The 25,547-nt window shown below is 36.8% G+C and carries 27 protein-coding genes; 4 read left to right on the top strand and 23 right to left on the bottom strand.

Translation table 11 applies throughout. The annotated features are described in order from the left end of the window. Nucleotides 1-148: 148 nt before the first annotated feature. Both AB3I34_RS01050 and AB3I34_RS01045 read right to left on the bottom strand, forming a co-directional pair. Nucleotides 149-841 (bottom strand): response regulator, encoded by a 693-nt coding sequence (locus AB3I34_RS01050; protein ID WP_010712319.1) that lies wholly within the window; start codon nt 839-841, stop codon nt 149-151. Beyond that, a complete protein-coding gene (locus AB3I34_RS01045) occupies nt 822-2,372 on the bottom strand; it encodes a sensor histidine kinase (protein ID WP_085444136.1) in 1,551 nt (516 codons plus the stop codon). Before AB3I34_RS01045 ends, AB3I34_RS01050 begins: the two co-directional genes overlap by 20 nt. A gap of 147 nt (nt 2,373-2,519) precedes the next feature. On the opposite strand from AB3I34_RS01045, the gene AB3I34_RS01040 reads away from it, so the two are divergent. Both AB3I34_RS01040 and AB3I34_RS01035 read left to right on the top strand, forming a co-directional pair. Further along, nucleotides 2,520-3,845: a 2-hydroxycarboxylate transporter family protein gene (locus AB3I34_RS01040; RefSeq protein WP_010712318.1), complete on the top strand. Its 1,326-nt coding sequence runs from the start codon at nt 2,520-2,522 to the stop codon at nt 3,843-3,845. A gap of 31 nt (nt 3,846-3,876) precedes the next feature. After that, entirely contained in the window at nt 3,877-5,046 is a 1,170-nt protein-coding gene (locus AB3I34_RS01035; protein ID WP_085444135.1) for an NADP-dependent malic enzyme, read from the top strand. A 72-nt stretch (nt 5,047-5,118) separates the two neighbouring features. Here AB3I34_RS01035 and AB3I34_RS01030 read toward each other — a convergent pair whose 3' ends face one another. From AB3I34_RS01030 to ireB, 4 genes are all read right to left on the bottom strand, one after another. Then, complete coding sequence (locus AB3I34_RS01030; protein WP_002385984.1) at nt 5,119-5,967, bottom strand: helix-turn-helix domain-containing protein; 849 nt, start codon at nt 5,965-5,967, stop codon at nt 5,119-5,121. A 500-nt stretch (nt 5,968-6,467) separates the two neighbouring features. Continuing rightward, entirely contained in the window at nt 6,468-6,773 is a 306-nt protein-coding gene (locus AB3I34_RS01025; RefSeq protein ID WP_002357933.1) for a DUF1292 domain-containing protein, read from the bottom strand. 37 nt (nt 6,774-6,810) lie between these two features. Beyond that, a complete protein-coding gene (ruvX, locus tag AB3I34_RS01020; protein WP_002357936.1) occupies nt 6,811-7,233 on the bottom strand; it encodes a Holliday junction resolvase RuvX in 423 nt (140 codons plus the stop codon). After that, nucleotides 7,230-7,499, bottom strand: a complete 270-nt coding sequence (gene ireB, locus AB3I34_RS01015; RefSeq protein WP_002357937.1) for a regulatory phosphoprotein IreB — start codon at nt 7,497-7,499, stop codon at nt 7,230-7,232. The genes ruvX and ireB overlap by 4 nt, the downstream gene beginning before the upstream one ends. Nucleotides 7,500-7,934: 435 nt before the next feature. On the opposite strand from ireB, the gene AB3I34_RS01010 reads away from it, so the two are divergent. Next, nucleotides 7,935-8,687 carry a threonine/serine exporter family protein gene (locus AB3I34_RS01010; RefSeq protein WP_002357938.1) on the top strand — a complete coding sequence of 251 codons (753 nt, stop codon included), beginning with the start codon at nt 7,935-7,937 and terminating at the stop codon, nt 8,685-8,687. Nucleotides 8,688-8,692: 5 nt separating this feature from the next. Then, a complete protein-coding gene (locus tag AB3I34_RS01005; RefSeq protein WP_368027827.1) occupies nt 8,693-9,193 on the top strand; it encodes a threonine/serine exporter family protein in 501 nt (166 codons plus the stop codon). A gap of 52 nt (nt 9,194-9,245) precedes the next feature. On the opposite strand, the gene AB3I34_RS01000 is transcribed toward AB3I34_RS01005, so the two are convergent. The 17 genes from AB3I34_RS01000 to dapA form a co-directional block, all read right to left on the bottom strand. Beyond that, nucleotides 9,246-10,112: a TIGR03943 family protein gene (locus tag AB3I34_RS01000; protein ID WP_002357940.1), complete on the bottom strand. Its 867-nt coding sequence runs from the start codon at nt 10,110-10,112 to the stop codon at nt 9,246-9,248. A gap of 18 nt (nt 10,113-10,130) precedes the next feature. Then, complete coding sequence (locus AB3I34_RS00995; RefSeq protein ID WP_002357942.1) at nt 10,131-11,045, bottom strand: permease; 915 nt, start codon at nt 11,043-11,045, stop codon at nt 10,131-10,133. Nucleotides 11,046-11,077: 32 nt separating this feature from the next. Further along, nucleotides 11,078-11,299 (bottom strand): hypothetical protein, encoded by a 222-nt coding sequence (locus AB3I34_RS00990; RefSeq protein WP_104881001.1) that lies wholly within the window; start codon nt 11,297-11,299, stop codon nt 11,078-11,080. After that, a complete protein-coding gene (locus AB3I34_RS00985; RefSeq protein WP_002357943.1) occupies nt 11,256-12,062 on the bottom strand; it encodes an MBL fold metallo-hydrolase in 807 nt (268 codons plus the stop codon). Before AB3I34_RS00985 ends, AB3I34_RS00990 begins: the two co-directional genes overlap by 44 nt. Nucleotides 12,063-12,118: 56 nt before the next feature. Next, nucleotides 12,119-12,973 carry a two-component system regulatory protein YycI gene (locus AB3I34_RS00980; protein ID WP_002365516.1) on the bottom strand — a complete coding sequence of 285 codons (855 nt, stop codon included), beginning with the start codon at nt 12,971-12,973 and terminating at the stop codon, nt 12,119-12,121. Continuing rightward, complete coding sequence (locus tag AB3I34_RS00975) at nt 12,973-14,283, bottom strand: YycH family regulatory protein (protein ID WP_085444134.1); 1,311 nt, start codon at nt 14,281-14,283, stop codon at nt 12,973-12,975. The genes AB3I34_RS00980 and AB3I34_RS00975 overlap by 1 nt, the downstream gene beginning before the upstream one ends. Then, nucleotides 14,280-16,109, bottom strand: coding sequence for a cell wall metabolism sensor histidine kinase WalK (walK, locus tag AB3I34_RS00970; RefSeq protein WP_002379340.1), 1,830 nt, complete (start codon nt 16,107-16,109; stop codon nt 14,280-14,282). The genes AB3I34_RS00975 and walK overlap by 4 nt, the downstream gene beginning before the upstream one ends. Nucleotides 16,110-16,115: 6 nt before the next feature. After that, nucleotides 16,116-16,820, bottom strand: a complete 705-nt coding sequence (yycF, locus tag AB3I34_RS00965; protein ID WP_002357947.1) for a response regulator YycF — start codon at nt 16,818-16,820, stop codon at nt 16,116-16,118. Between the two features lie 173 nt (nt 16,821-16,993). Beyond that, the gene (locus AB3I34_RS00960) at nt 16,994-17,695 is read right to left on the bottom strand and encodes an MIP/aquaporin family protein (protein ID WP_002390101.1); all 702 of its coding nucleotides are present in this window, start codon (nt 17,693-17,695) and stop codon (nt 16,994-16,996) included. A gap of 117 nt (nt 17,696-17,812) precedes the next feature. Next, nucleotides 17,813-18,673, bottom strand: a complete 861-nt coding sequence (locus tag AB3I34_RS00955; protein WP_002357950.1) for a DegV family protein — start codon at nt 18,671-18,673, stop codon at nt 17,813-17,815. Further along, entirely contained in the window at nt 18,666-19,235 is a 570-nt protein-coding gene (locus tag AB3I34_RS00950) for a DUF1836 domain-containing protein (RefSeq protein ID WP_002361647.1), read from the bottom strand. The genes AB3I34_RS00955 and AB3I34_RS00950 overlap by 8 nt, the downstream gene beginning before the upstream one ends. A gap of 126 nt (nt 19,236-19,361) precedes the next feature. Then, nucleotides 19,362-20,015 carry a TIGR01906 family membrane protein gene (locus AB3I34_RS00945; protein WP_002382167.1) on the bottom strand — a complete coding sequence of 218 codons (654 nt, stop codon included), beginning with the start codon at nt 20,013-20,015 and terminating at the stop codon, nt 19,362-19,364. After that, complete coding sequence (locus tag AB3I34_RS00940) at nt 20,003-20,773, bottom strand: TIGR01457 family HAD-type hydrolase (RefSeq protein ID WP_010825160.1); 771 nt, start codon at nt 20,771-20,773, stop codon at nt 20,003-20,005. Before AB3I34_RS00940 ends, AB3I34_RS00945 begins: the two co-directional genes overlap by 13 nt. A 5-nt stretch (nt 20,774-20,778) precedes the next feature. After that, on the bottom strand, nt 20,779-21,414 hold the full coding sequence (locus tag AB3I34_RS00935) for a YutD family protein (protein WP_002394356.1): 636 nt from the start codon (nt 21,412-21,414) through the stop codon (nt 20,779-20,781). A gap of 34 nt (nt 21,415-21,448) precedes the next feature. Then, on the bottom strand, nt 21,449-22,831 hold the full coding sequence (locus AB3I34_RS00930) for a bifunctional UDP-sugar hydrolase/5'-nucleotidase (RefSeq protein ID WP_002357955.1): 1,383 nt from the start codon (nt 22,829-22,831) through the stop codon (nt 21,449-21,451). A 124-nt stretch (nt 22,832-22,955) separates the two neighbouring features. Next, the gene (locus AB3I34_RS00925) at nt 22,956-24,644 is read right to left on the bottom strand and encodes a ribonuclease J (RefSeq protein WP_002357956.1); all 1,689 of its coding nucleotides are present in this window, start codon (nt 24,642-24,644) and stop codon (nt 22,956-22,958) included. Between the two features lie 30 nt (nt 24,645-24,674). Next, nucleotides 24,675-25,547, bottom strand: coding sequence for a 4-hydroxy-tetrahydrodipicolinate synthase (gene dapA / locus AB3I34_RS00920; RefSeq protein WP_002361644.1), 873 nt, complete (start codon nt 25,545-25,547; stop codon nt 24,675-24,677).

Genomic DNA, 25,547 nt, shown 5'->3' with positions numbered 1-25,547 from the left:
ATAAAGAATATCATATATTCTCAAAAAATAACAAATAATATCCTCTTTTCCATTCTCAATTAAGTTCTTTAAATGAGAATAAAAAGGAGTATCCTCTGTATTTCACCACTTTTCAATTACTTTTTTATTTACTAAAAAATAAAAAATACTAAATTCTCCGATACGATTGATAGGGACGCCCCACTTTTAAATAGCTATTTTTACTTTCTAAAAGGTTATTTTTTTCTAGAAACAACACATATTTGCGAACAGAAACATGTGAAAGCTGACTCGCTTCTGATAATTCTTGAATCGTAAAATAGTCGGTAAATTCGTCTATTTTTTTTAACAATAATTGTAATGTTGCTTGTGTTAGTCCTTTTTCTAAAGACAGGTTTTGAAGATCTTGTTCATTTTTACGTGCGTTTGTCTGTAAAGAATGAAACAATTGGTCCACTTTTGTTTGCGAAAGCTCCTCCGTTTCCAGCGTGAATTGAGCAGCTTTTTTCTGATAGTTTTCGATACTTTGTTGAAATCGTTCAAAAGAGAAGGGTTTAACTAAATAGTCTAAAACGCCTAAATGTAAGCTTCGTTTAACGTTTTCCAACTCGTTGGCAGCCGTAATCAGGATGACTTCTGTATCAATTTTTTCATCTCTAATTGTTGCCAGATAGGTCAAGCCGTTGCCATCTTTCAAATGAACGTCTAATAAAACAAGTGCTGGTTGTTTTTCTTCCGTTAGTTGTAGACCTTCAGCAATTGTTGCCGCCGTAAAAATAGTCGGTTGGTGAATTAATTTTTCAAGATATTTTTGATGTATATATGCAACCATAGGATCGTCTTCAATAATCAATAGGTTCATTTTCCTCTGCTCCTTCGTAATGAACATTTATGCGAATGACAAGCCAATTGTTTTGTTGGTTTTCCCAAGTCAATGTCGCTTCCGCATTCTCTAATAATCTTGCCAAATAAGAAGTGAAAAACTCTTGCTCAAAGCGTTCCAGTTGTTCTTTTGGATAAGCAAACGAATAAGTCGTCGTCAAACTTCCTGGCTGATAATCAATGGTTTCAATGATCTCTTCTGGTAACGGTTGTTCCATCAGGAAACGATGAATATAACGGTAGATAGCAATCAAATTTTGCGTATCTTCATCTCGTTTATTTGGTGGAATTTCTGGATAAATTTCAATAGCTAATTGTGTTTTAATTTCTGCAAACTTGATTCTTTCCCCACTTAAAAAACCTGCTAGAATAGGATTCCTAACCAAAATAGCTAAGCGCTGTGCAAATTCCTTTTCTGGTTTCAATAAATCGGCTAGATAATGTTTTAGCGCCTCATAATCTTCTAAATCTACTAAGCCATAAATGACATGCATCTTATTCATAAATTCGTGTGATTGACTTTGTAATGCCGAAGCATATGTTGTTGTGCTGACAAGCTGTTCTGCGACAATAAACGTTTCCGTCGCATTTTTCAGAAAGATAACATGCCCAATTGTTTTTTTACTGACATTAATCGGGGCGATTGAGACGAAATAATCCTGGCCATTTTGACGATAGAATTGCTCTGTTTTTGAATGTACGATTAATTTTTCAGGAGATAAAACCAATGCTGAAAGTTTCTTTCCTAGTAAATTTTCTTCACTATTTGTTATATTATGATACATTTTAGTTGCTTCAATATTTGCTAATAAAATATTTTGATCGGTATCAATCACAAGGATTGCGTCTTTCGTTTCCTCAAGCATGGCGTTTCGCTCTTCTAATAGACGAGCAATTTCTCTTGGCTCTAAATCGTGAAGTTGTTTTTTTAAATAATAAGAAACCACGATGGCTAATATAAAGCCAAAACCAACACTTAAAAGGACACTCACTGTGTAATCATTTTTTGTTCGTTCAATCAATTGTGAAAGCGAGGTCATTTTAATGCCCATTGCCACAACCCCAATTTGTTTTCCTTGATCATAGACTGGGACAAAACCTCGTAATGATTCTCCTAAACTCCCTTGACTAACAGATAAATGTTCCTCCCCTTTTAATGCTCGCACTTCATCGCCACCTTCAAAATGCTTACCTATTTTTTGGCGATCAGGATGTGTTAAACGAATCCCCTGCATATTCATAATCACGATAAAATCCAACTGATGGATTTCACCTAAACGAACCGTATACGCTTCCAATTCATCTGAATAGTGATCATTCTTTAAGGCTTCAATAACATTCGGTTCAATAGCCAACTGTTCCCCGACGGCTAAAAGTGCTTGCTCTTGGTTTTTACGAACTTCTTTAATTGTTTGGACCGTCGTTACTCCGTAAAAGAAAGTAATCATAATAATTAATGTTGCAATAAAAATCACTGATAAGAAGCACCATAATTTCCCGCCACGCTTCATTCCATCCCTCTTTTCTCTTCAAATAAAGTATAGCATAGGAGGATTTGGTTAAAAAACTTTTCTTTAGTTAAATTAATTAAATAATCTACTCTACAGAAAACGTTTACATTATGATGAATATAGATTAAAGTTATAGGAGGAAATAGCATGGAAAAGAAATTGCACGCAACAGCTGCTAACGAAACAGATTGGCGCAACAAATTAACCAAAACGAGGATTGGTTCGGTTACGTTACCTGTTTATCTTGTAACAGCTAGCATTATTCTTGTTACGGCTCTATTAGAACAACTACCAGTCAATATGTTAGGTGGTTTTGCCGTAATTTTAACAATGGGTTGGTTACTTGGAACAATTGGCGGAAATATTCCTATTTTGAAACATTTTGGCGGTCCCGCAATTTTATCTTTATTAGTACCATCAATTATGGTCTTTTTCAATTTACTCAACCAAAATGTCTTAGACTCAACAGATATTTTAATGAAACAAGCAAACTTTCTCTATTTCTATATTGCTTGTTTAGTTTGTGGAAGTATCCTTGGAATGAACCGCAAAATTTTAGTCCAAGGTTTAATGCGCATGATTGTCCCGATGGCATTAGGAATGATTTTAGCAATGGGCGTTGGGACCCTTGTTGGAACGCTGTTAGGTCTCGGTTGGAAACATAGCCTTTTCTATATTGTCACTCCTGTTTTAGCTGGTGGAATTGGTGAAGGCATTCTTCCTTTATCCCTTGGTTATGGTGCCATTACTGGATTGCCAAGTGAACAATTAGTGGGGCAATTAATTCCCGCAACCATTATTGGTAATTTTTTTGCTATTATGTGTTCAGGTTTACTTAGTCGTTTAGGAGAAAAACGCCCTGAACTTTCTGGACAAGGTCAGTTGATTAAAATTACCAATTCAGATGATTTAAGTGATGCTTTAGAAGAAGACAAAGCACCAATTGATGTAAAATTAATGGGCGCTGGTGTTTTAATTGCGTGTACCTTATTTATTACAGGCGGTTTATTGCAACACTTAACAGGCTTTCCTGGTCCTGTTTTGATGATTGTTGTCGCAGCCTTTTTAAAATACTTAAACGTAGTACCGAAAGAAACCCAACGCGGATCAAAACAGCTTTATAAATTTATCTCTGGCAATTTTACGTTCCCGTTAATGGTCGGCTTAGGTATGTTATATATTCCTTTAAAAGATGTCGTAGGAATGCTTAGCTGGCAATATTTTGTTGTGGTAATTAGTGTCGTTTTCACTGTTATTGCTACAGGATTTTTCGTTTCACGCTTCATGAATATGAATCCCGTTGAGGCTGCCATTGTCTCCGCTTGCCAGAGTGGTATGGGTGGGACTGGCGATGTGGCTATTTTAAGTACAGCCAATCGAATGAACTTAATGCCGTTTGCACAAGTTGCGACACGTTTAGGCGGTGCCATTACAGTAATAACAATGACTGCTATTTTTAGAATGCTTTTTTAACTATAAGTGAATTATTTAGGAGGAAAATGATATGTCAACAAAAGATGTAAAAGAATTAGCGATTGAGCAAGCAAAAAAATTTGGGGGGAAATTAGAAGTCTGCCCTAAAGTTCCGATTGAAACAAAAGCAGATTTAGGAATTGCCTACACACCAGGTGTTGCGGCTGTTTCTTCTGCCATACATGAAAAAAAAGAACGCGCTTACGAATTAACAACAAAGAAAAACACCGTCGCCGTTATCAGTGATGGTTCAGCAGTTTTAGGTTTAGGTAACATTGGTCCTGAAGCAGCGATGCCTGTCATGGAAGGAAAAGCTGCATTGTTTAAACGCTTTGCTGGTGTGGATTCGATTCCCCTTGTTTTAGATACACAAGATACTGAAGAAATCATCCAAACAGTGAAGTTTTTGGCTCCAACCTTTGGAGGGATTAACTTGGAAGATATCAGCGCTCCTCGTTGTTTTGAAATTGAAGAGCGTTTAATCGATGAACTAGATATTCCCGTTTTCCATGATGATCAACACGGGACAGCGATTGTTGTTCTAGCGGCTTTGTACAACAGCTTAAAATTAATCAACAAGAAAATAGAGGACATTCATGTGGTAATCAACGGCGGTGGCTCCGCTGGTCTTTCGATCACAAGAAAATTTTTAGCTGCTGGTGTAAAACATATTATCATTGTTGACCGTACAGGGATTCTGAGCGAAACAGATACAGCTCTGCCACCACACCACGCAGAAATTGCGAAGCTAACCAATCGGGAACACCGTACCGGTGATTTAGCTACTGCTCTTGAAGGCGCTGATGTCTTTGTTGGTGTTTCGGCACCAGGTGTTTTAAAACCTGAGTGGATTCAACAGATGAATGAGCAGCCAGTTATTTTTGCAATGGCTAACCCAGTTCCTGAAATTTTTCCTGATGAAGCTTTAGCGGCAGGCGCTTATATTGTCGGAACTGGTCGTAGTGACTTTCCGAATCAAATTAATAATGTGTTGGCCTTCCCTGGTATCTTCCGCGGTGCCTTAGATGCTCGGGCGAAAAAGATTACGATTGAAATGCAAATTGCCGCTGCCAAAGGTATTGCAAAATTGATTCCCGATAATGAACTCACGCCGACCAATATTATTCCCGATCCATTCCAAGAAGGAGTCGCAAAAGTCGTCGCCGAAAGCGTCCGTAACGCTATCAAAGAAACAAATTAAAAAGAGAAAAAAGGAACAACCTAACTCCTCTTGAGTTAGGTCGTTCTTTTTAAAATCTGAAACAATAATTTATTATTTAAAACTGATGTTAAACTCTTGCATATCTTTTTCAATATAAGTAAGTAATTTTTTATTTTCAAAGAAACGTGTAAAGTAGTATGCAATACGATAATCTTCAACAGCATCTAGTCCTAGCATTTGTTTATTAAAAGCTTTTTCGTATAATAAGCAATCTAAAGAGTAAATAGAACTGTGCGTCCGATTAATTTCGATTCCTTTATCACTTAATTCAATACTCTTTGCATAGTCTTTAATTAATGAATAGAATTTTGCGGTATTATAATAAATACGGCATTGCTCTAATGGATAATCTAATTTGAATTCGCTTAGCAATTGTAAAGATTTATCGTAATAAACTTTTGCTTTTTCAATATCATCTTCTAATTCATATAAAATACCGATCGCATTCATACTCAAAATATTATAAATATTAATATCACGACTAATTTCAGAACCACGATGTAAATAGAACAATGCTTCGCTATTATTTTTCTTACCTAATAAACTCGTAATTCCTTTATAATAGAAAAATTTTGTTTCTAAAATTCTGTTTGAACTTTCGATATCATCTGGATAGTCTTTCAACAAATCATAGGCTTCATCGTGCTTAAAGTAAAAGCATAATTCTTCTACTTTATTTAATAAGCTTTCGAGTTTTTTCTCACTAGAACCTTCGATACATTCTTCTACTTGTAAGTCTAAACGTAGACATACAGATGAGAAAATGTCTAAACTGTCACACACATTTTTGTTTTCAATGTTACTAATTGTTGCTTGTGTACAAATTCCTTTTGCCAATTCAGCTTGCGATAATTTTTTCTTTTTACGCGCTGTTTTGATTTTTTCTCCCGCTACTCTCACAGTCAAAACTCCAATCTTTCTATTTTTTTTGTATTAAACATACCATCATTTTACAGATAATGTTATAATGAAGCTATCATAATAAAGGAGGTGAAATATATGTTTGATTTACTTGCTTTATTAACTGGAATTTCAGTTCGTGGCAATGCACCACACCAATAATTACGTGTTTGTTTAACTGAATTTCTGACGGCTCTACCTATGCCAGTAGGTGGAGCCATTTTTTTATTTAATATTATAAAATTAACAGTATTTCCAAAACCTCATACTTAGTATAACACAAATTATAAATTATGCTAGATAGTTACCAAATTAACGTCATTACAAGGATGTTACGTTTTTACAACATCTTGTAAAACTAGACATTACTGTTCTTCTTTATTCACCACACTCAATGATAGCGATAGTATCTTATGATAGAAACAACATGCACATTATAACAATTATTATTAAGAAAGCTACTTCTCAATAGGAGAAGTAGCGCTTCTCTCGTTACAGTTTTACTCTTCTTCTTCAGCCATGAATGTATTGAAAACTTCTTCAATCATATCCCATTCAGCGTCTGTTTCGATTTGCTGTAAATCGCCTTCTGTACCTTCTGCGTTTTCCACATATGAGTAAGCTTGCAATTCAACATCTTCATCCTCAGGAATTCCTGCTGGATATAATAAAACATAATTTTTACCGAATTCTTCTTGACCGTCAACAGTTAGTAAGATCTCGTATAATGTTTCATTTCCTTGTTCGTCTACTAAAGTAATGTGTTCATGTCCTTCGTGATCATGATCGTGGTTGTGTTCTGTCATTCTTCTTCTCTCCCTTGATGTATTCAAAGCTCGATAATTATCGGCTATGTGCATCTAAATAATTTTGTAGAATCATTACTGCCGCTAGTTTATCAATCACTTTTTTTCTTTTGGCTCTTGAAGCATCTGCTTGTTCCACCAAGAAACGCTCTGCTTGGACAGTTGTTAATCGTTCATCTTGATAGTCAACAGGTAATTGAAATAATTCTTGAATCTTATCACCATATGCCATGGATGCTTCAGCTCTAGGACCGATGGAATTATTCATGTTTTTCGGTAAACCTACGACAAATTTTGTGACTTCGTATTCTTTCACCAATTCACCTAATCGCTCAAAACCGAAGTTCTCTTCCTCTTCATTGATGCGAATAATTTCGATGCCTTGTGCTGTCCAACCTAATAAATCACTAACAGCCACACCGACTGTCCGTGAACCTACATCTAGCCCCATGATCCTCATTTGATATCGATTCCGTGGTTCGCTAAGTAATATTTGGTTAATTCTTCCATGATTTCATCACGTTCATGACGACGAATTAAGTTTCGAGCATCTTGATAACGAGGAATGTAAGCCGGGTCCCCAGAAAGTAAATACCCTACTATTTGGTTAATAGGATTGTATCCCTTTTCTTCTAATGCCCGATATACGGTTTCTAACGTTTCACTGATTGCTTTTTTTCGATTATCATCAAAATCAAAGCGTACTGTTTCGTCTGTAAAACCCATTTTACTACACCTCACTTCTACTTTTATACAATTTCATTTTACTAGAAAAGAACCGAAACTACAAACAAAATTTCTTCTCCTTCTCTCTTTTTTGTTATTTCTTAGTCTTTTATTAATAAAGGCTTCGTAAAAAAATGACAGCCATCGATAATTTTAAAATTATAAAAACAAATACACAACTTTATAAAACAAGAATAAAGGTCTGCTAAATCGCCAGAATATCACCTTTCCCTTCAATTCATTTTGCGAAAAAATCGACGTTTTTCTTTTGAAAACTTTTAAATATCTATGATTAAATAATATCAGCCTTTTAATGTTACAATTCGCTAACAATCTGTTTACGATGTAAATTTTCGATTGCAGCTGTTATTTATTTCCTCTTTTTGGTTCGTTTGTAGTACACTAGAAGAAAATACATAAAGTGAGGCTTGCTCAATGACTCCTGCTCATTTGGATTTACTTTTAGAAACCTGTTTGTTAGCTGGTAAAATTATGATAGAAAGCGATGCAGAAATGTACCGTGTTGAAGATACAATGAGCCGAATTGCGCTTGCTTCTGGCAACTATCGAATGGTTAGCTATGTGACACAAACCGGGTTATTTGTTGGCATAGATGGAACCTCCACGATTCGTATGGTTCAAGTAATGAAACGTGGCATTGATTTAGAAAAAATCTCTCGTGTGAATCAGCTGTCTCGTGCTTATGTGGCTGGTGATTTTTCTTTAGAGGAATTACTGAATAAACTAAAAGTGATTGATAGTGAACACCGACATTTTCCAATTAGCGCACGCATTGTTAGTGCGGCCGTTGTCAGCGCTACAATTATGATTCTTTTTGGTGGCGTCTGGTCCGATTTGTTCTTGACTTTTCTGATTGGTGGTTGCGGCTATAGTCTTTATTATTTTAGTTTAAAGTTTCTCAAGATTAAATTTTTATCTGAATTTTTAGCTTCGCTGTTCATTGGTGCAGCCGCTATTCTTTCAGTCAAATTGGGACTTGGACAATCACAAGATTTAATCATCATTGGTTGTGTCATGCCTTTAGTGCCTGGTGTGCAAATTACCAATGCTCTTCGCGATTTGCTAGCTGGACACTACTTATCGGGTGTTTCTCGTGGGACTGAAGCATTAATGACTTCAGGAATGATTGGTTTTGGCATTGCTTTTGTCTTTCAACTTTTCTATTAAAAGGAGTGACTTACTTGCTAGGAATCGTTTTGGTACAATTTATCTTTAGTTTTTTAGCTTCTGCGGCGTTTGCAATTATTATTAATGTTCCTCGACGATCACTGGTAGCTTGTGGTCTAACTGGTAGTGTAAGCTGGATGCTTTATTGGGTAATCGTTGAAGTTTTTAGTGGAAATGCGGCATTAGGTTCCCTTATCGGTGCTGTCGGTGTTGCGGCAGTAAGCTACCTATTCTCAAAAATATTGAAAATGCCTGTCACGATTTTTAATATTCCTGGTATTGTTCCATTGGTACCTGGTGGCTTAGCTTATCAAGCTGTTCGGAATATCGTAATTGGCAATTATGAAAAAGGTGCCTATTTTACCGTGCAAGCTGTAATGATTGCTGGGGCAATTGCGTTAGGCTTAGTCGCTTCTGAGGTTTTCAATCAGAATATCCGCAGCTTTCGGGAAAAAAGAGAATCTTTGGGTTTTACTCGTCGTAAGCGCAACAAAATTAAAAAATAGACAGCAAAAAAGTTGGTTGCTTCCATTTGATAAGGAAGCAACTAACTTTTTTTTAAAAGGAACGATAGACATATTGATTTTTTGGTGCTTGATCTGCTTTGACTTTCTCCACTTGCACAGTTGGTATTTGCCGTTTAAACGGTGGATAATAGGATAACTCAACCGTTCCGGTAATCGTTACCCAATCATTGTTTTGAAATTGAGTATGTTCAGGAAAATGAACCAACAAGCCAAAAACGCCAGAATCAGCGACACAATGAATAATCCCAAAACGGAAGACAAACTGGTCAACACTTTCTTCTCGTTTTGAATTATAGACAAAGCCTTTATAAGAAATCCTTTTCCCTGCAAATTGACTTGGATAATTATAGATTAGTTCCATAATTTCCAAATAGTTTTCATCCGTAATTGAAATCACAGATTGGCCATCATATTGTTTCATGGCTTTTGCCATCTGCTTGTCATAATCCGTCTTATTGAAATACATACTTGTATCAGGTTTCAAATATTGCGTTTGCATATCAGGATCCCCTACTGATTCTTTACTTACTGGAAAGTTAAATCCTTTTGCTTCAACAATTGTTGTGTCTAAACTAACTGTCGGAAATAATAAGCCAACAATCAACGGTAAAGAAAGTAGTAAATAGGCAAGCCCTCTTTGGCTGGGTTTTTCCAAATTATGCTGATGGCCATGATGTTCATGTCCCCCATGTTGGTGCATGTCTTCATGTTTTTTTTGCATTGATGGATCTGCTTGGTTCCACAAAATCAATTGGACAATCGCCATAATAAAAGCTAAAACCATTGATAAAACAGCTAAGTAATTATAATGAATATTGATATATTGGTTCAGTTCACCTGAAATTTGAAGATACATCATCAACCCCATATATCCAATTAAAATAATAAATCGTATCATCGATTGTAGGCCTCCTTTCTAAACTACTGCCGCATAAATAGTTACGACAAGCGCCACTATCAAAACAAATTGTACAATGAATGACATCTTAAAATAACGTTTCATCATCAATAAATTTTTAATATCTACCATTGGACCAAAAACTAAGAAGGCGACAATTGGTCCTGTGCCAAATAAACTCAAAAGAGAAGAACCAATAAATGCATCTGCTTCTGAACAAAGTGATAGAGTGGCAGCGATGACTAACATGACTAGAATCGCTAAAATCTTTGAATGGCCCAATTGCATAAGTGCACCAGTTGGGATATACGTTTGCATGATTGCTGCTAACAAAGAACCAAAAATTAAATAACGACCCGTATCAAAAAATTCATCAATACTATGGGTTAACGCTGACCAGCCGTTTTTCCAAAATGAACGAGCTTCATCAACGTGTTCATGCGTATGAGCAACCTGCTCTTCTTTAATCTGCGCCAACTCTTTTTCTGTTAAAATTGATTCTTTTCGAAAATAAGCTAACCAAATGCCGATAACCCACGCGACAATCATACTGCCTAAAACTCGCCAAATCACAAATTTTGTTGCGCCACTAAAGGCTACGTATGTTGAGAATAGCACAATTGGATTAATGATTGGTGCCGTTAACATAAAAGCAAAAGCGGTATGTGTTGGTACATCTTTTTTAACAAATTGATGCACAATGGGTACGATCCCACATTCACAAGAAGGGAAGAAAAACCCTAGGAAACTCCCTACACAAATTGATAAAAATTTATTTTTAGGTAACACTTTTTTTACTCGTTCTGGTGTTAAAAAAACATGTAAAGCGCCTGAAATCAAGCAACCTAACATGACAAAAGGCAATGCTTCGATAATAATCGAAAGAAAAATAGTGCTCATCTGTAAAACAGAGTTTGGTAAAAATTGAAACATTATAGACCTCCCACTAGTAAAAATCTAGTTAACTATACTCCTAACACCAGACAAACACAAGTATTTGTCAAAAAATTAACTAAGAGTTTAAAAGTATTATCACCGATGTATCTGTCAAACCAACTAGATAAAAGAACAAAAAATGAGCATGGGACAAAAATCACTTTGGATTTTTGCTCCACGCTCAAAAACTGATAAACCACCATTATTCTAAATTTGAAATAACTCTGAGGCTGAATCGGGGTCTGTATCATATACCTTAAATGCTTCACCGACGCCTAAATCCTTTTGCTTCAAAGTAGACTCCATTGCCATTCGCGCATGAAGTTTCGTATTATTTTCTTTGCTAAGATGACCTAAATAAATGCGTTTTGTTTTATCACCTAACACATCCGCCATCACAAGAGCACCATCATCATTGGATAAATGGCCTTTATCTCCTAAAATCCGTTGTTTAAGACTCCATGGATAAGGTCCTGCTCGCAAAATTTCAATTTCATGATTGCTTTCGACTAAATAAGCATCTGCATTTTCAATCGTACCACGAATATGATCGCTACAATAACCTGTATCCGTTAGAACAACAAAGGAACGATTATTACGGTGAAAACGATAAAATTGAGGCGCAATCGCATCATGTGAGACACCAAAACTTTCAATGTCCATATCTCCCAAGGTCAAAACTTTGCCCATTTCAAAAATATGTTTTTGAGCGACATCGACTTTGCCAATCATGGGATCCATCGCTTGCCACGTTTTTTCATTGGCATAGACATCTAACTTATATTTTCGCGCTAACACGCCAACGCCATGAATGTGATCCCGATGTTCATGTGTAACTAAAATCGCATCTAAATCCTCTGGTTTGCGATTGACTTCTGCTAACAGTGAAGTGATCTTTTTGCCACTTAAACCCGCATCTACTAATACTTTCTTTTGGTTGGTTTCAATAAAAAGGGAATTGCCTGTACTGCCACTGGCAAGAACACTGATATTAAAAGCAAACTCTGAATCCATTTAAAACTCTTCCCTTCTACATTACAACATTAACGTGTTTCATTATACAACGGACCTTAATGTTTTTCCACCTTTGGCACAGTATTATTTGTGATGATGGTATTACTTACGGCATTCACCTGTTCAATTTCAACTGAATCTTCACCAGTAGAAATTCCTACAAACCAGACTGGAACGTATACATTTTTCTCACGAATTTTATAAATTCTTGAATAGGCCAATTTAATGAATGTTATTTTGGAATTACTAGGAATGCGGTTATTCATATAGAGCGTGTCTATCGCATCACGATTGGAATATAAATCCGTTTTGTCTCGTAATTCTTCAATATTTTCAATGTGCGTTTGCGAATATTTACTAATTTTCCATAATTCACCTGACGTATCTGCTAAAATACTTAATTTTGCCGTGTCATCTCTAAAGGGAATTCCTTTATACGATTGTGCAGCCACAATTTCTGCCGTCGGCTCTTTTAAATGAGAAAATTCTGGTAAGTATTGATATTCGTCTCCGAATAATAAAGCATTTTTTTCATTTAAAAAGGTACTTAAATCTTTATCAATTTTCTTAGGATCAATAAAATAGTTTTTACTAGGTACACTCGTTAAAGTATTATCCGCAATTTGCAGCCCATTTCTCAAAAAATTTTTATTCTTTTCACGTTGGATTTTTAAAGCAGCAGAAAAATTGGTTTGTTCGCCACTTAAATAATAACCTTCCAATCGTTCTGAAGAAAGTGTCCCTTTATACGAGATGTTATCTTTTTCCAACCGACTTTCAATCGATTCTGTTTGGCTGGAAGAAGAGACGTTGCTCTCTTCTTGTTGACCTTCCCGATAAATTCCAAATAAAAAGATATTTAATCCTAAAAATGCTAAGAAGAAAATCCACTCAATTCGTTTAAAATCCATTAGCCCACCTCCAAGCTTGGTAATTGTTTTACCAAGTCCGTTGCAGTGTACCAATTGTTGTTATAAAGGACATACCATTCCGGACTTAAATCAACGACTTGTTTGACTTCTTCAATTGTCTGCCACGTATAACCGATAACAGCCGATTGGATTTTTTCCTTTTTAGCACCAGCCGTTTCTAAACGCTTAATCAATTTTTCCGTGCTTTCCAGCGTCACTTCTTCTTCTGAAGGAATCGGTACTTGGATTGTATTCACACTTGTGTTAATGGTTACGCTTGGCGCAGCACCATCGTTGTTCGTGATGCGAATATCCACTTGGCCTTTTAAATCATTACCGAACACTGGGAAACCTTCCACAAAAGTCCGATAATTGACACTATCTTTCGTTCGATCAAAGTAACGTAAATTCCCCATATTGGTTCCTAAACGTTTTACATAAGAAAAGCTTTGATTATAGATTGAATCCCGTTTATTCTCTTCTGGCAAGGTCCCTTTAAAATCGATTTTTCCCAGTTTTTCTTCTGCAAACAATCGTTCTTCTTTACTCGTATAGGTTAAGTCTTGACTGTCTTCATTGGTTTGGATATCTTCCGTTTCATTGAAAAAAGCATTCCTAAAACGAGTAACTGGTTGCGAAGCTAAGATATAACTGTACTTTTTCAACTTCATATCATTGGTTAAATAACATTGCCCTTGTTTGGTTAGCGTATTTTCGGAAACGTCTTGATATTGCAATCCCTCTTTATTGATAATTCCCATTAAGCGCGCCTTATTGACAGTCATGGGCGCTTCATAGACGTTGGCTTGATCATAATCTAAAAAACGTATCTTATTTTCGTTAAAATCCAATTGAATTTTCGTAAAATACTGGTCCGTCAACTCATTAAAGTTAGTAAAATTAATGGATAGATTATAAATCGAAGCATAGTCCGAGATTAAAAAGGGACCTTGATAAAGAAGTTCAATGCCTTGTTCCATTTGGTTGTAGCGCTTAAGTTGCTCTGCATTTTTTGTCACAACTTGTGTCAATTTACCAAACGTAGCCATTTTAATATCATTTTGAACATTACTAATTAATGTTTCACGATTACTTTGCATCGCTTTTCCATCAGTTATTCGAATCAATTGCAAAGGTAAATAGACATCGCCAATGGCTTTTTCATTGACAGCTGTTGTGACTTGGCTTCCCGACTTCATTTCTGGTATTTTTTTGGCAGAATTCAGCCAGATATTGACTGAAAAATATATACTTAAAATGACCATTAAAATCAAGCCAATTCTTGTAATCCATTCTGATAATTTCATCATTCCCACCAATCCTCTTCATAAGGTTCATATGGTAGTGAAATATAGAAAGTCGATCCTTCACCTTCTGTACTTTCCACCCAAATACTCCCGTTATGGGCCCGAATTACTTCTTTAGAAATTGCTAAACCTAAACCAGTCCCACCTTGTGCTCGTGCACGTGCTTTATCCACACGATAAAAACGCTCGAAGACTTTCCCGAGATCTTTTTTAGGGATACCCAAACCTTGGTCCGAGATACTAAAGACGACATTATTATGTGTTTCAACTAGTCGGCAGGTAATGACGCCGCCATCTGGCGAATACTTAATCGCATTGTTCAAAATGTTGTCTAAAACCTGAATTACTTTGTCTGTATCTAACTCTACCCATAAATCGCGTTTAGTAAATTCACGGCAAATTTTGTAATTTTTTTGCTCATTTTCAATCATCATATCAAAGCGATCCAAGACAAAATTAATCAATTCGTTAAAATTCACATACTCTAATTGAAGATGTGTATTCCCAGAGTCCATCCGAGATAAATTTAACAAATCATTAATCATACGAATCATCCGGTCGGTTTCTTCTAACGTGACTTTTAAGAAATTCGGCGCAATCTCAGGGTTTTCCCAAGCTCCTTCACTCAAAGCCTCTATATAACTACGCATACTTGTCAAAGGCGTTCGCAACTCATGAGAAACATTGGAAACAAATTCCCGTCTTTCCCGTTCGTTTTTTTCCTGTTCTGTGACGTCATGAAGTACGCAAACTAAGCCAGTAATAAATCCTGATTCCCGACGAATCATCGTAAAGTCTACCCGGATAATCATTTGGTCTTCTTCACGATCAGACGTTGAGCGATCAATCAGCAGTTCATCTGGCTCTTCTAACAGCTTCCGCAATGTGTAATCTTCTTCAATATCTAACAACTCTAATAACGAGGTCCCAATCACATTTTCATTTTTTACATTTAATAATGAAAGGGCCATTTCATTAATCGTAATCACCTTTCCGCGGCGATCCGTCGCAATGACACCATCTGTCATATGCGTTAAGACACTATCTAAACGATTTCTTTCTGCTTCCATTGTTTCTTGTGCTTCTTCAATCCGTTCTGATAATTGATTAAATGTTTCTGCTAATTGGCCTAATTCATCTTTTCCATGGACTTCTACTTTTCCAGCGTAATCACCACGAGCGATTCGAATGGCTTGCTCGCGCATTTCACCAATCGGCTTCGTGATTGATCGTGCAATCAGTAGGGTCACAATAATCGAGATTGCTGCGGCAATAATAGAAGCAGTGAAAAAGATACTTGCTGTGTTAGTAATTTCTTGGTATTTATTTTCTAAATTACTTTTCACATAAAGGACACCAATCACTGTTTCTCCAGTAGGCGATTGAATCGGCTGGACATTCACATACACGCGTTTATCATTATCTAAAGCTTGATATTTTTTACTCGTAAAGTCATTTAAATCACGATAATCATTCTTTTTCCCAATAATATTTTGTTGATTTAAATCATTGGTTGCCCGAATAATCCCTTTATCATCGACAATTCTCGCTTCAGAAATGTCTGCATTTGAAAAATCAGATAACGCTTTTTTTAAATTTGCATCAACGTCACTACGTTCGAGATCTTTATTGCTCATCTGCGTGCTTAACGTATTTGACAATTGGACAACCTGGGAATCCATATTTTTCTTAAAATCGGAAATTGTAGTGGCTTCCAATTCACGAATGAAGTAGCCACCAATGATTTGAATCGCAATCAGTAACAGCAGAATAAATGATAAAGCAATCTTAAAATTAACAGATTGAAAAAAGTGAACTTTTTTCTTCATACCTGATTACTCCTGTTCAGGATTTCTTAGATAATAACCAACCCCACGACGAGTAACTAAATACGTTGGATGACTTGGACTATCTTCAATTTTTTCTCTTAAACGACGTACGGTTACGTCCACTGTCCGCACATCCCCAAAATAATCATAACCCCAAACGGTTTGTAATAAATGTTCACGAGTCATCACTTGTCCGATATGTTTTGCTAAGTAATAAAGTAACTCAAATTCACGGTGGGTTAATTCAATTTTTTCACCCCGTTTTGAGACCATGTATGCATCAGGATGAATGGTTAAATCACCAATCGTTAATTCAGATTGTGTTGTCACCTCAGCTTCTTTCGCATTGGTTGCACCTCGCCGTAAATTGGCTTTGACACGAGCAACTAATTCACGATTTGAAAATGGTTTCGTTACATAGTCATCGGCTCCTAATTCCAATCCTAAAACCTTATCAATTTCAGAATCTTTGGCAGTCACCATAATGATTGGCATATCATGTGTTTTGCGCACTTCTCGCGCGACTTCTAAGCCATCCATTTTAGGGAGCATTAAGTCTAAAATAATTAAGTCTGGTTCCACTTCTTCTACTTTTTCAAGTGCTTCTTCTCCATCGTAAGCAGTAAATACTTCATATCCTTCTTTAACCAAATTATATTTAACGATCTCTGAAATTGGCTTCTCGTCATCAACTACTAAAATTTTCTTCACAAAGAGACACCTCTTTTTCCTTCTAATCTTATTTGATACTTTCCTATTATACCTTATTTTGATGATGTTTTCATCTTTGGTTAAAAATGCGCCTTTAGGTTCTCCTAGTATAACAAAAAAAGAATCTCTGACAACAATTGACGCTTGTTATCAAAGATTCTTCTTTCGCTAATCTATTCTTCCGTATCTAAGACGAATTTTGCTACAAGAGCGGCTAATAATCCACCAATTAATGGCGCAACGATAAAAATCCACAACTCAGATAACGCTGAACCACCCGCAAAAACAGCTGGCGCGATGCTACGAGCTGGGTTGACAGAAGTTCCTGTCAAAGGAATACCGACTAAGTGAATCATTGTTAGTGTTAACCCAATTACGATTCCTGCTAATGAAGCATTGCCTTTCTTAGCACTTGTAACTGTCATGACAACTAAAACAAAAATAAATGTTAAAATAATTTCGACTGTCAATGCACCAGCAACACTTAATTCCCCTACGCCATTTTGACCTAAGTTCTCAATACTTTTACCAGCACCTTTTAGAATGCTTAATAATGCAAATGAGGCAATCAAGCCGCCAACAATTTGTCCCACTACATAGTAGATTAGTTCCATTGTTGTTATTCGTTTATTAAGCCACATTCCTATAGAAACAGCTGGATTTAGATGTGCACCTGAAATTGTGCCAATACTATAGGCAGCAGCAACGATTGTTAACCCAAATGCTAAGGCAATCCCCGTTGTTCCAATCCCTTCCATACCATTTCCTAGAACGGCTGTTCCTGTCCCAAAAAAGACAAGAATAAATGTTCCTAAACATTCTGCTATTGCTTTTTTCACAAAAAATTCCCCCTTTGTAGACAAATTGTAACACATTCGTGAAATTTTCAATATAATTTTCGTTGTTTTTTCAGCAAAATGATATTTCTATGAAAAAGAGAAATCTTAAATGAAAAATCCCCTCAAAAAAATTTGAGGAGATTTTTCATTTAATTAATCATTTAATAACTGTATGCCAACACCTAAAAGTCCTGGTCCTGTATGAACAACTAATGCCGGACTAATTGTTCCAAAGTAAATTTCTTCTGCTTGTGGAAAAGCTGCTTTCAAGCGTTCCATCATTGCTTTTGCTTCTTCCTCTGCCGCACCGTGAGCGACTGCCAAACGGAAACGGGGTGCCTCACCTATAAAGTTCGTCACCAACTCAAACGTTTTATCAAGACTTTTTTTACGGCCGCGAGACTTAGCCACCGTATAGTAAATGCCTTCTTCATTACAAGAAATAATGGGGTTTAATTTTAGCGCATTCCCTAAAATAGAAGTGACTAAACCAATTCGTCCACCTTTTTGTAGATATTCTAAAGTGGCTACATTAAAAAATACTTTTGCGTTGGCTACTTCTTCTGTTAATTTTTGTTGTAATTCTTGCCATCCTAATCCTGTTTCAATTAATTCTGCTGCTCGAATCGCTTGAATGCCAGCCCCGATACCAATGTTCTTTGTATCTAAGACAAATACATCTAGTCCTTCGGTTTGTTCTCCAAGCAAGCGAACCACATTATACGTTCCACTTAAACCACTAGAAATGGTCACCGCTAAGACTTTTTCGTAACCCGCTTCTTTAATTTTGTCAAAAATAGCTTGGATTGTTGCACCATCAGGTAATGAAGTACTAGGGATTTCTTTCTCTAAACGTTGATACACTTCTTCTGGTGTAATATCTACCTTATCTGTATAGGTTTTTTCAGGATAAATAATCTGTAAAGGCAAGACATACATGCCGTATTGTTTGACTAATGCCTCTGGAACATCTGTCCCAGAATCAACCAGTAGTGCGATCTTTTCTTTATTCATGTGTCATCTCATCCATTTCTTTTAAGTATTCTTGTTCCAATTCAATCACTTTTTCACTAAACATTTTAGTAGCAAAAGACATTGTCGCTGCTTTTACAGCCAAATATTCAATCCCCATAGGTTCTTGTGATTTGGCCTGAACTTCTTTTTCTTGCGCTTGAGCAGCAATCACATAAATCGCTCGTTCCTGTTCTTGACAAAATAAATTGTACGCTTCACGAATACCAACCGTAGCTCCTTGGAATAAAATGCCTTGCTTAATTTCTGGCAATGTTAACACTTGTTTCAACAACGTAATCGCAATTAAAAACGCTAAATGCTTTTGATTGTAGCGCTTTTTCACTGGGGCCGGGATTAACCCGTGTTTGACATAATTATTAACCATTGAGGACGTTAACAAAGTATGTTTTTCCAGTGTAATCAATGGGGATAAGTATTTTTCTATCAGAGTAATCACTTGATCCATATATAATTCAATATCTGGTAACTCATGCCATCTTGGCAAATGAACGTTTTCCAATTGTTGGCCCCAATCTTGTAGTGATTTTTCTATCTCGTCCATAAAAACCCTCCTAACCATTTCTAAAAAAGAATATCATACTTTTGACAATTATTCAATCTAGTTTTTAAAACTAGATTGAATAAAAAAGAAAAGCGAGCAATTTTGGAATTGTTCACTTTTCTCTCTTTATTTTTTTAAAGAACGCTTTCCGATTAAAATACCTATCAAAAACAGGCCTTCTAATAAAACAAAAAACAAGATAAAACAATGCATAAAGTAAGCTTCAGGTAAGGCATTGATAATCGGATCAGTCAGCGGATTAAATAACCAAGCATCATTGTTAAAAAATAATCCATGAAACGCAATAAAAAATTGATCAAAGCCAATCAGCATGAAAAAGCCAAAAAGCACAGGCAAAAACATTCCCCACTGAAATGGCCGTATCAATGTCCATAAACGCTGATTTTTTACCAAATATTTTAAATAAAGGACACTAGGCAACAACGTAACTAGTAAAACGCCATAGCACAATAAAAACAATTTTTTCACTTCATAAAAATGAAAAGCCGCGCTATCAGACATTGGAAAATCAGGAAATACTAATGTTTTTTCAAAAGGATTGTTTAAGTACATCATTAAATGATCGTAATTTTTAATCAAGGTCACACGATCAACCTCTACGTCTTTTAAAATATTTAAGTGTTGGATATCAAAAAGATACAATGGACGAAAATTAATCGTGATCGTGATACTTAAAGCCACAATCGTTAAAAACAAACAAATGAGTCCAAGCGTTTCCCTTAAACGCAATTTCGACCTCATCATACTCAAAAAGTCCATTCATCTAAGGAATCAACAACATAGGTTGGTGGCGTTGGCAAATTTGGAACAGCGGACTTAGGGGTAAAACCTGATGTAACTAACAAGCTATCAATACCATTTTGAATCCCTGATTGAATATCGGTTTCATAATTATCTCCAACCATAATTACTTGCTCTTTTTCCACGCCTAAATGCGCAATCGCTCGTTCCATAATAATCGCTTTTGGTTTGCCAATATAAACTGGTTTTGTTTGAGTAGCTGTCTCCACAAACGTCACAACTGAACCTGCACCAGGTAATAAGCCTCTTTCTGTCGGAATGTTCTTATCTGGATTGGTCCCAATAAACAACGCCCCTTTTTGAATGGCTAAGGTAGCTAAAACCACTTTTTCGTAAGATAATTCTGTATCAAGTCCTACGACAACATAATCAGGATTTGTTTCATCCCATTCAAAACCTGCTTCTAAAATTAAGTCAATTAAACCAGCCTCGCCGATGACGAAGACTTTCTTGCCCCGATTGGCTTCTTTCATGTAATCAATCGTCGCTAAAGTCGCTGTATAAACAAGGGATGCTGGGACATGAATATCAAATTCATTTGCTAAACGTTGTGCTACTGTTTCAGGAGATTTAGTGGTATTATTCGTTACAAATAAAAAAGGCAAATCTTTTTCCTGTAACTGCTCGACAAAACGTTTTCCGGCTGGAATTGGTTCTTTTCCTAAATAAATCGTTCCATCTAAATCAATTAAATATCCTTGATAGTCTTTTTTCACTCTGTTTACTCCTCACGTTGACGAATCGTAAAGCCTTTGCCAGATTTTTTGGGACTAGGCTGTTTGGGTGTAGTCGTTTTTTTATTTTCTTCTTTTCGCGTACGAATCACTGGCTTGCTATTTTTATTAGCGGGCGCACTCTTTTCCTCGACAAACGCGTTAGAACGATTATTCTTTTTATGGCGACGACGACGATGCGTTGTTTTTTCTTTACGTTCCCCTGTTCGTTCAATTACAAAATAGGCACAGCCAAAATTACAATATTCATACAAATAGTCTTCTAGTGTATCAATGCGTTGATCCGGCGCTGCCCGACGATTAGAAGTATCAAAAAAGCCACGCAAGCGTAACTGTTCATAGCCCCAGTCTCCTACGATATAATCATAACGCGCTAATACTTCACTAAACCGTTCACCTAAGCGTTCAGGATCAAAGGCATCACGATGATTTTTAACAATTCGGTACTCTCTTTCACCAATTTGAATATCTGTTTCATTCACAATGGTGACAATTTCCCCTTTTTTCTTTTCTTTTACAGGTTCTTCTTTTATTTCTTCAAGAACTGCTGTTAGTTCTTCTGTAAAGGTTGCAGCAGTTTCTGTTTCTTTTTCTTTTTTTTCGGTTGTCTTTTTGTCTGTCATTTTTTCACCACCTAGTTTTTATTATACCTTGTTTTTATTTGATTGGATAGTGGGCATGCAGATAGTTCGCCACGACAGTTCTTAAAACGTCTGGAAATAAAAATTCGACTTCTCCAACTAACTCAATCGTTGGGAAAAACGGAACAAATTGAAAGTGATCCACTGTTGTCAGCGTATACTTCTGCTCTGGCTGAATAGGTTTCCCTTGCCAAAAAACGGTCTGGCTATTTCGCTCAAAACGAATCCCATCATAACATAATTCGCCAAAAATTTTCCCGCGGAAGCCCATCCCGCGAATCGGAAATTTCCGCAGAAATTGACGACTTTTTTCCATTTCACGAATCAAACGGCTCATGTCTGACCCTTTCAAGGTAACCTTGATTAAATGCATTGGATGAGGCAAGGCCTCATGTAATTGGTCTGCATTGATTATTCCTTCTGGTAAATCTGCTAAAAACAACCCGTTGTTCAACACAGCCGCTTCGGTCTGCCCCGCTTCTTTTAACGCCTTCAAGGCAACAGTTATAAAGGCATGCGGTTGCCGTAAGTCCGTTGACAAGGTTTCAGGGATTTGTGCAATTTGCTGCGCTTGCAATAGTCGATGACCTTCCGTTAAGTAACCCGCAATTTCCTTGGCATCAGTTGCTTGCTCTTCTAAACTTGCTGTTTCAATCGTTTTTGCATAACTTGTGACTTGCTTCGTGTCGGCATCCACAAACAGATGCACTTCACCAATATACTGTCCATATTTGCCAGCAGCTGCTAGTTGCACATGATTAATTTTTTCACCATCTTTAAATAAATGATGTGTATGGGAACCTAAAATCACTTGAATTTCAGGATAATTCGCCGCAATCATAAAATCAGTATCTATCCCCAAGTGACTAAGCAAAATGAGAACATCACATTGAGGCGCAACTTCTGTAATCAGTTGAGGAAGGACTGCTTCCACTTGTTTGATTGTCCAGCCATTGGGATTATACGTTAAAGGAAATGGTGCGGTTAAGCCAATAAACCCTAACTTCGTGCCTTCTTTAGTTGTCATAATTTTATATGCTTGACAAAAATCTGGTAACGTTTGGGTTTTTGGATCTTCTAAATTAGCTAAGACCACTTCAAATGTTGCCTGATCATATAAATGCTCTAATTGTTTCTTTGAATTGCCGATTCCTTCATTATTTCCAATTGTAACCAGGTCATACGCTAATGTATTCATTATAGCTACATTTGCTCGACCATCTGTTGCTTCGGTCAAAGGATGACACCGATCTGAAAAGTCACCTAAATCAATGGTTACGACTGTTTTGCCCTCTTTTTGGTACAGCGAACGTTTGGCTTTAACCAGACGCCGTATTTTGGGCCAATTTTCAAAGTGAGAATGAAGATCATTGGTATGGAACAACACAATCTCTTCCACTAAAATCGCCTCCTTTATTCAGCGCTCTGATTAATAGTACCATATTTATAGAAGAAAGTTACAAAAAAGAACAGATGACTTTAGAAGAATTTCTCCTAAAATCACCTGCTTTTATCAGGACGAACTATGCATTATTTTTGGGACGCTTGCGTTGCGTCGCTTCCATGATAACTGGTAAGATCACAGGACGACGTTTGGTTTGTTCAAATAAATAACGGCTTAAGTTTTCGCGGATTTCTTGTTTCAGTTTGCTCCATTCAAAATCGTCACTTTCTAAATGTTTTTCAACAATTTCTGTAACAATATTGCTACTTTCTTTCATTAGGTCTTTACTTGTTTTAACGTAAACAAAACCTCTAGAAGTAATTTTAGCTGGGGAAACAATTCGTTTTTCTCGGCGATTAATTGTCACAACAGCCACAAAAATACCATCTTCGGAAAGAATACGACGATCTCGTAAAACGATATTACCAATATCGCCGACACCAATCCCGTCAATCATAATATTTTCGGCCGTTGTGCTGCCAGCTACCGACATTCTACCTTTTGTATACTCTAGAATGTCCCCACGACCTGTAATAAAGATATCTTTATAAGGCATGCCAATTTCGTGTGCTAAGTCCGCATGCGCAGCTAACTGGCGGTATTCACCTTGGACAGGAATGAAATATTTTGGTTTCATTAAGTTCAACATCAATTGCAAGTCATTCGGATTAGCGTGACCAGACACACGTAAATTGTCGGAAATTTGCTTCACCGTAGCACCGGCCCGATAGACAATATCCTCTGTTTTGGCAACCGTTGTTTCCATGGCCGTTGTCGGCGTTGTCGTAATATAAACTAAATCGCCTTCTTCAATTCGAACGACACCATGTGTATTATTAGCCATTTTTTGAAGTGACTTAATCGGTTCTCCCATCCGGCCTGTTTCTAAAATTAATAACTGTTCGGGTGCATATTTTTTCATTTCTTTTGGTTTCACTAATAGATCTTCGCTTGGCAATTGTAATTTTTCCAATTTCATCGCCGTCCGAATAATCCGTTCAAAATCTTGGCCTGTCAAAACGACTTTACGACCAGAACGATCCGCTGCATTCAATACTTGTTGGACCCGTTGCAAATTACTTGCCACACATGCCACGATGATTCGTCCTTCCCAATAGCGAATCGTGTCGAACACTTCATCAGCGATTTGGGCTTCCGATGCAACTTGGGCTGGGTTTTCAGCATTTGATGAATCACTAAGTAGCGCCAAGACGCCTTCTTTCCCAATTTCAGCCAAGCGGCCATAATCGGTTTGATACATCTCAATCGCACTTTGATCAAATTTAAAATCACCAGTATAAACAATGTTGCCTTCTTTTGTTTTGATGCTAACGCCAATCGAATCTGGAATGGTGTGCGTTGTTTTAAAGAAGCTCACCGTTGCTTGACCAAAATCAATTTCTGTATGCGGGTCAATCACATGGAAATCTTTAAATTTCTTCGTTTCCGCATGACTGTTGACACTTAGTTTTGCTAGTTCAATCGTTAATTCTGTCCCAAAAACAGGCACTTGAATTTTTGAAAGCAAATACGGTAAGGCCCCAATTGCATCTGCATGGCCATGTGTTAAAAAGACCCCTGCAATTCGTTCACTATTTTCTTCTAAATACGTAAAATCCGGAATGACGACGTCAATTCCTAAAAGTTCGTTCTCTGGATATTGTAATCCACAATCCAGTACAAAAATTTCATCTTCCACTTCAGCAACGTACATATTTTTTCCATTTTCACGAACGCCGCCTAATGGAACGATTTTTATTGTACTCACTCTTTTCACCTCTCTATGATTACACGTTCTTTAAATCTCTAACGTGCGAATAATTCTTTGCTCTTCTTCTGGTGTACAAGCAACTAGAGGTAAACGTAAATTTCCAACAGGAATACCTAAATGATTTAAGGCCGCTTTCACGGGTGCCGGCGAAGGCACTGAAAACAAGGCGTTCATTTTTGGTAATAACTGTCGTTGAATTTTAGCCGCTTCCGGCAAGTTCCCCTGCTCCAGCGCTTGATACATCTCATACATTGACGAACCGAAGACATGACTGGCTACCGAAATAACCCCTTGTCCGCCAAGTGCCTTGGTGGCAAAAGCCAACCCGTCTTCTCCAGTATACACTAGAAAGTCTTTTGGCGCTCTTTCAATCAACTCAGTAATTGCATCTAACCCTGCACATTCTTTAATTGCCACAATTTTTTCCAATTGTGCTAAGCGCAAAGTAGTTTCCACTTCTAGACATGCAGCCGTTCTACCAGGAACATTGTACAAAATAATTGGCAGTTCACTTGCTTCTGCGATGGTTTTAAAATGTTGATACATACCTTCTTGATTTGGTTTATTATAATAAGGAACAACCGCCAAAACAGCATCGATACCAGCGATTGTCGCTAACTCTTTCACAAAAGCGACTGAGTCACGTGTATCATTCGTACCTACACCACAAATAATCGGAATACGTCCATCGATCAGTTCAATAATTCGCTGGAATAATTGTAATTCTTCTTCATGAGTTAACGTGGGTGATTCACCAGTTGTTCCTGCTAAAATAACGCCTTCTGTATGATTGGCCAATAAATAGTCTACCAATTGCGGTAGTTTATCAAAATCTATTTCTCCCGATTCTTGAAACGGCGTAACCATTGCCGTAATAATTGTTGCATTCGTTAAATCCAT

Origin of the sequence: Enterococcus sp. C102(2024) (genome assembly GCF_040888205.1) — a bacterium.
Taxonomy (GTDB): domain Bacteria; phylum Bacillota; class Bacilli; order Lactobacillales; family Enterococcaceae; genus Enterococcus; species Enterococcus faecalis.
This window is presented reverse-complemented; position numbering and strand designations above follow the sequence as displayed.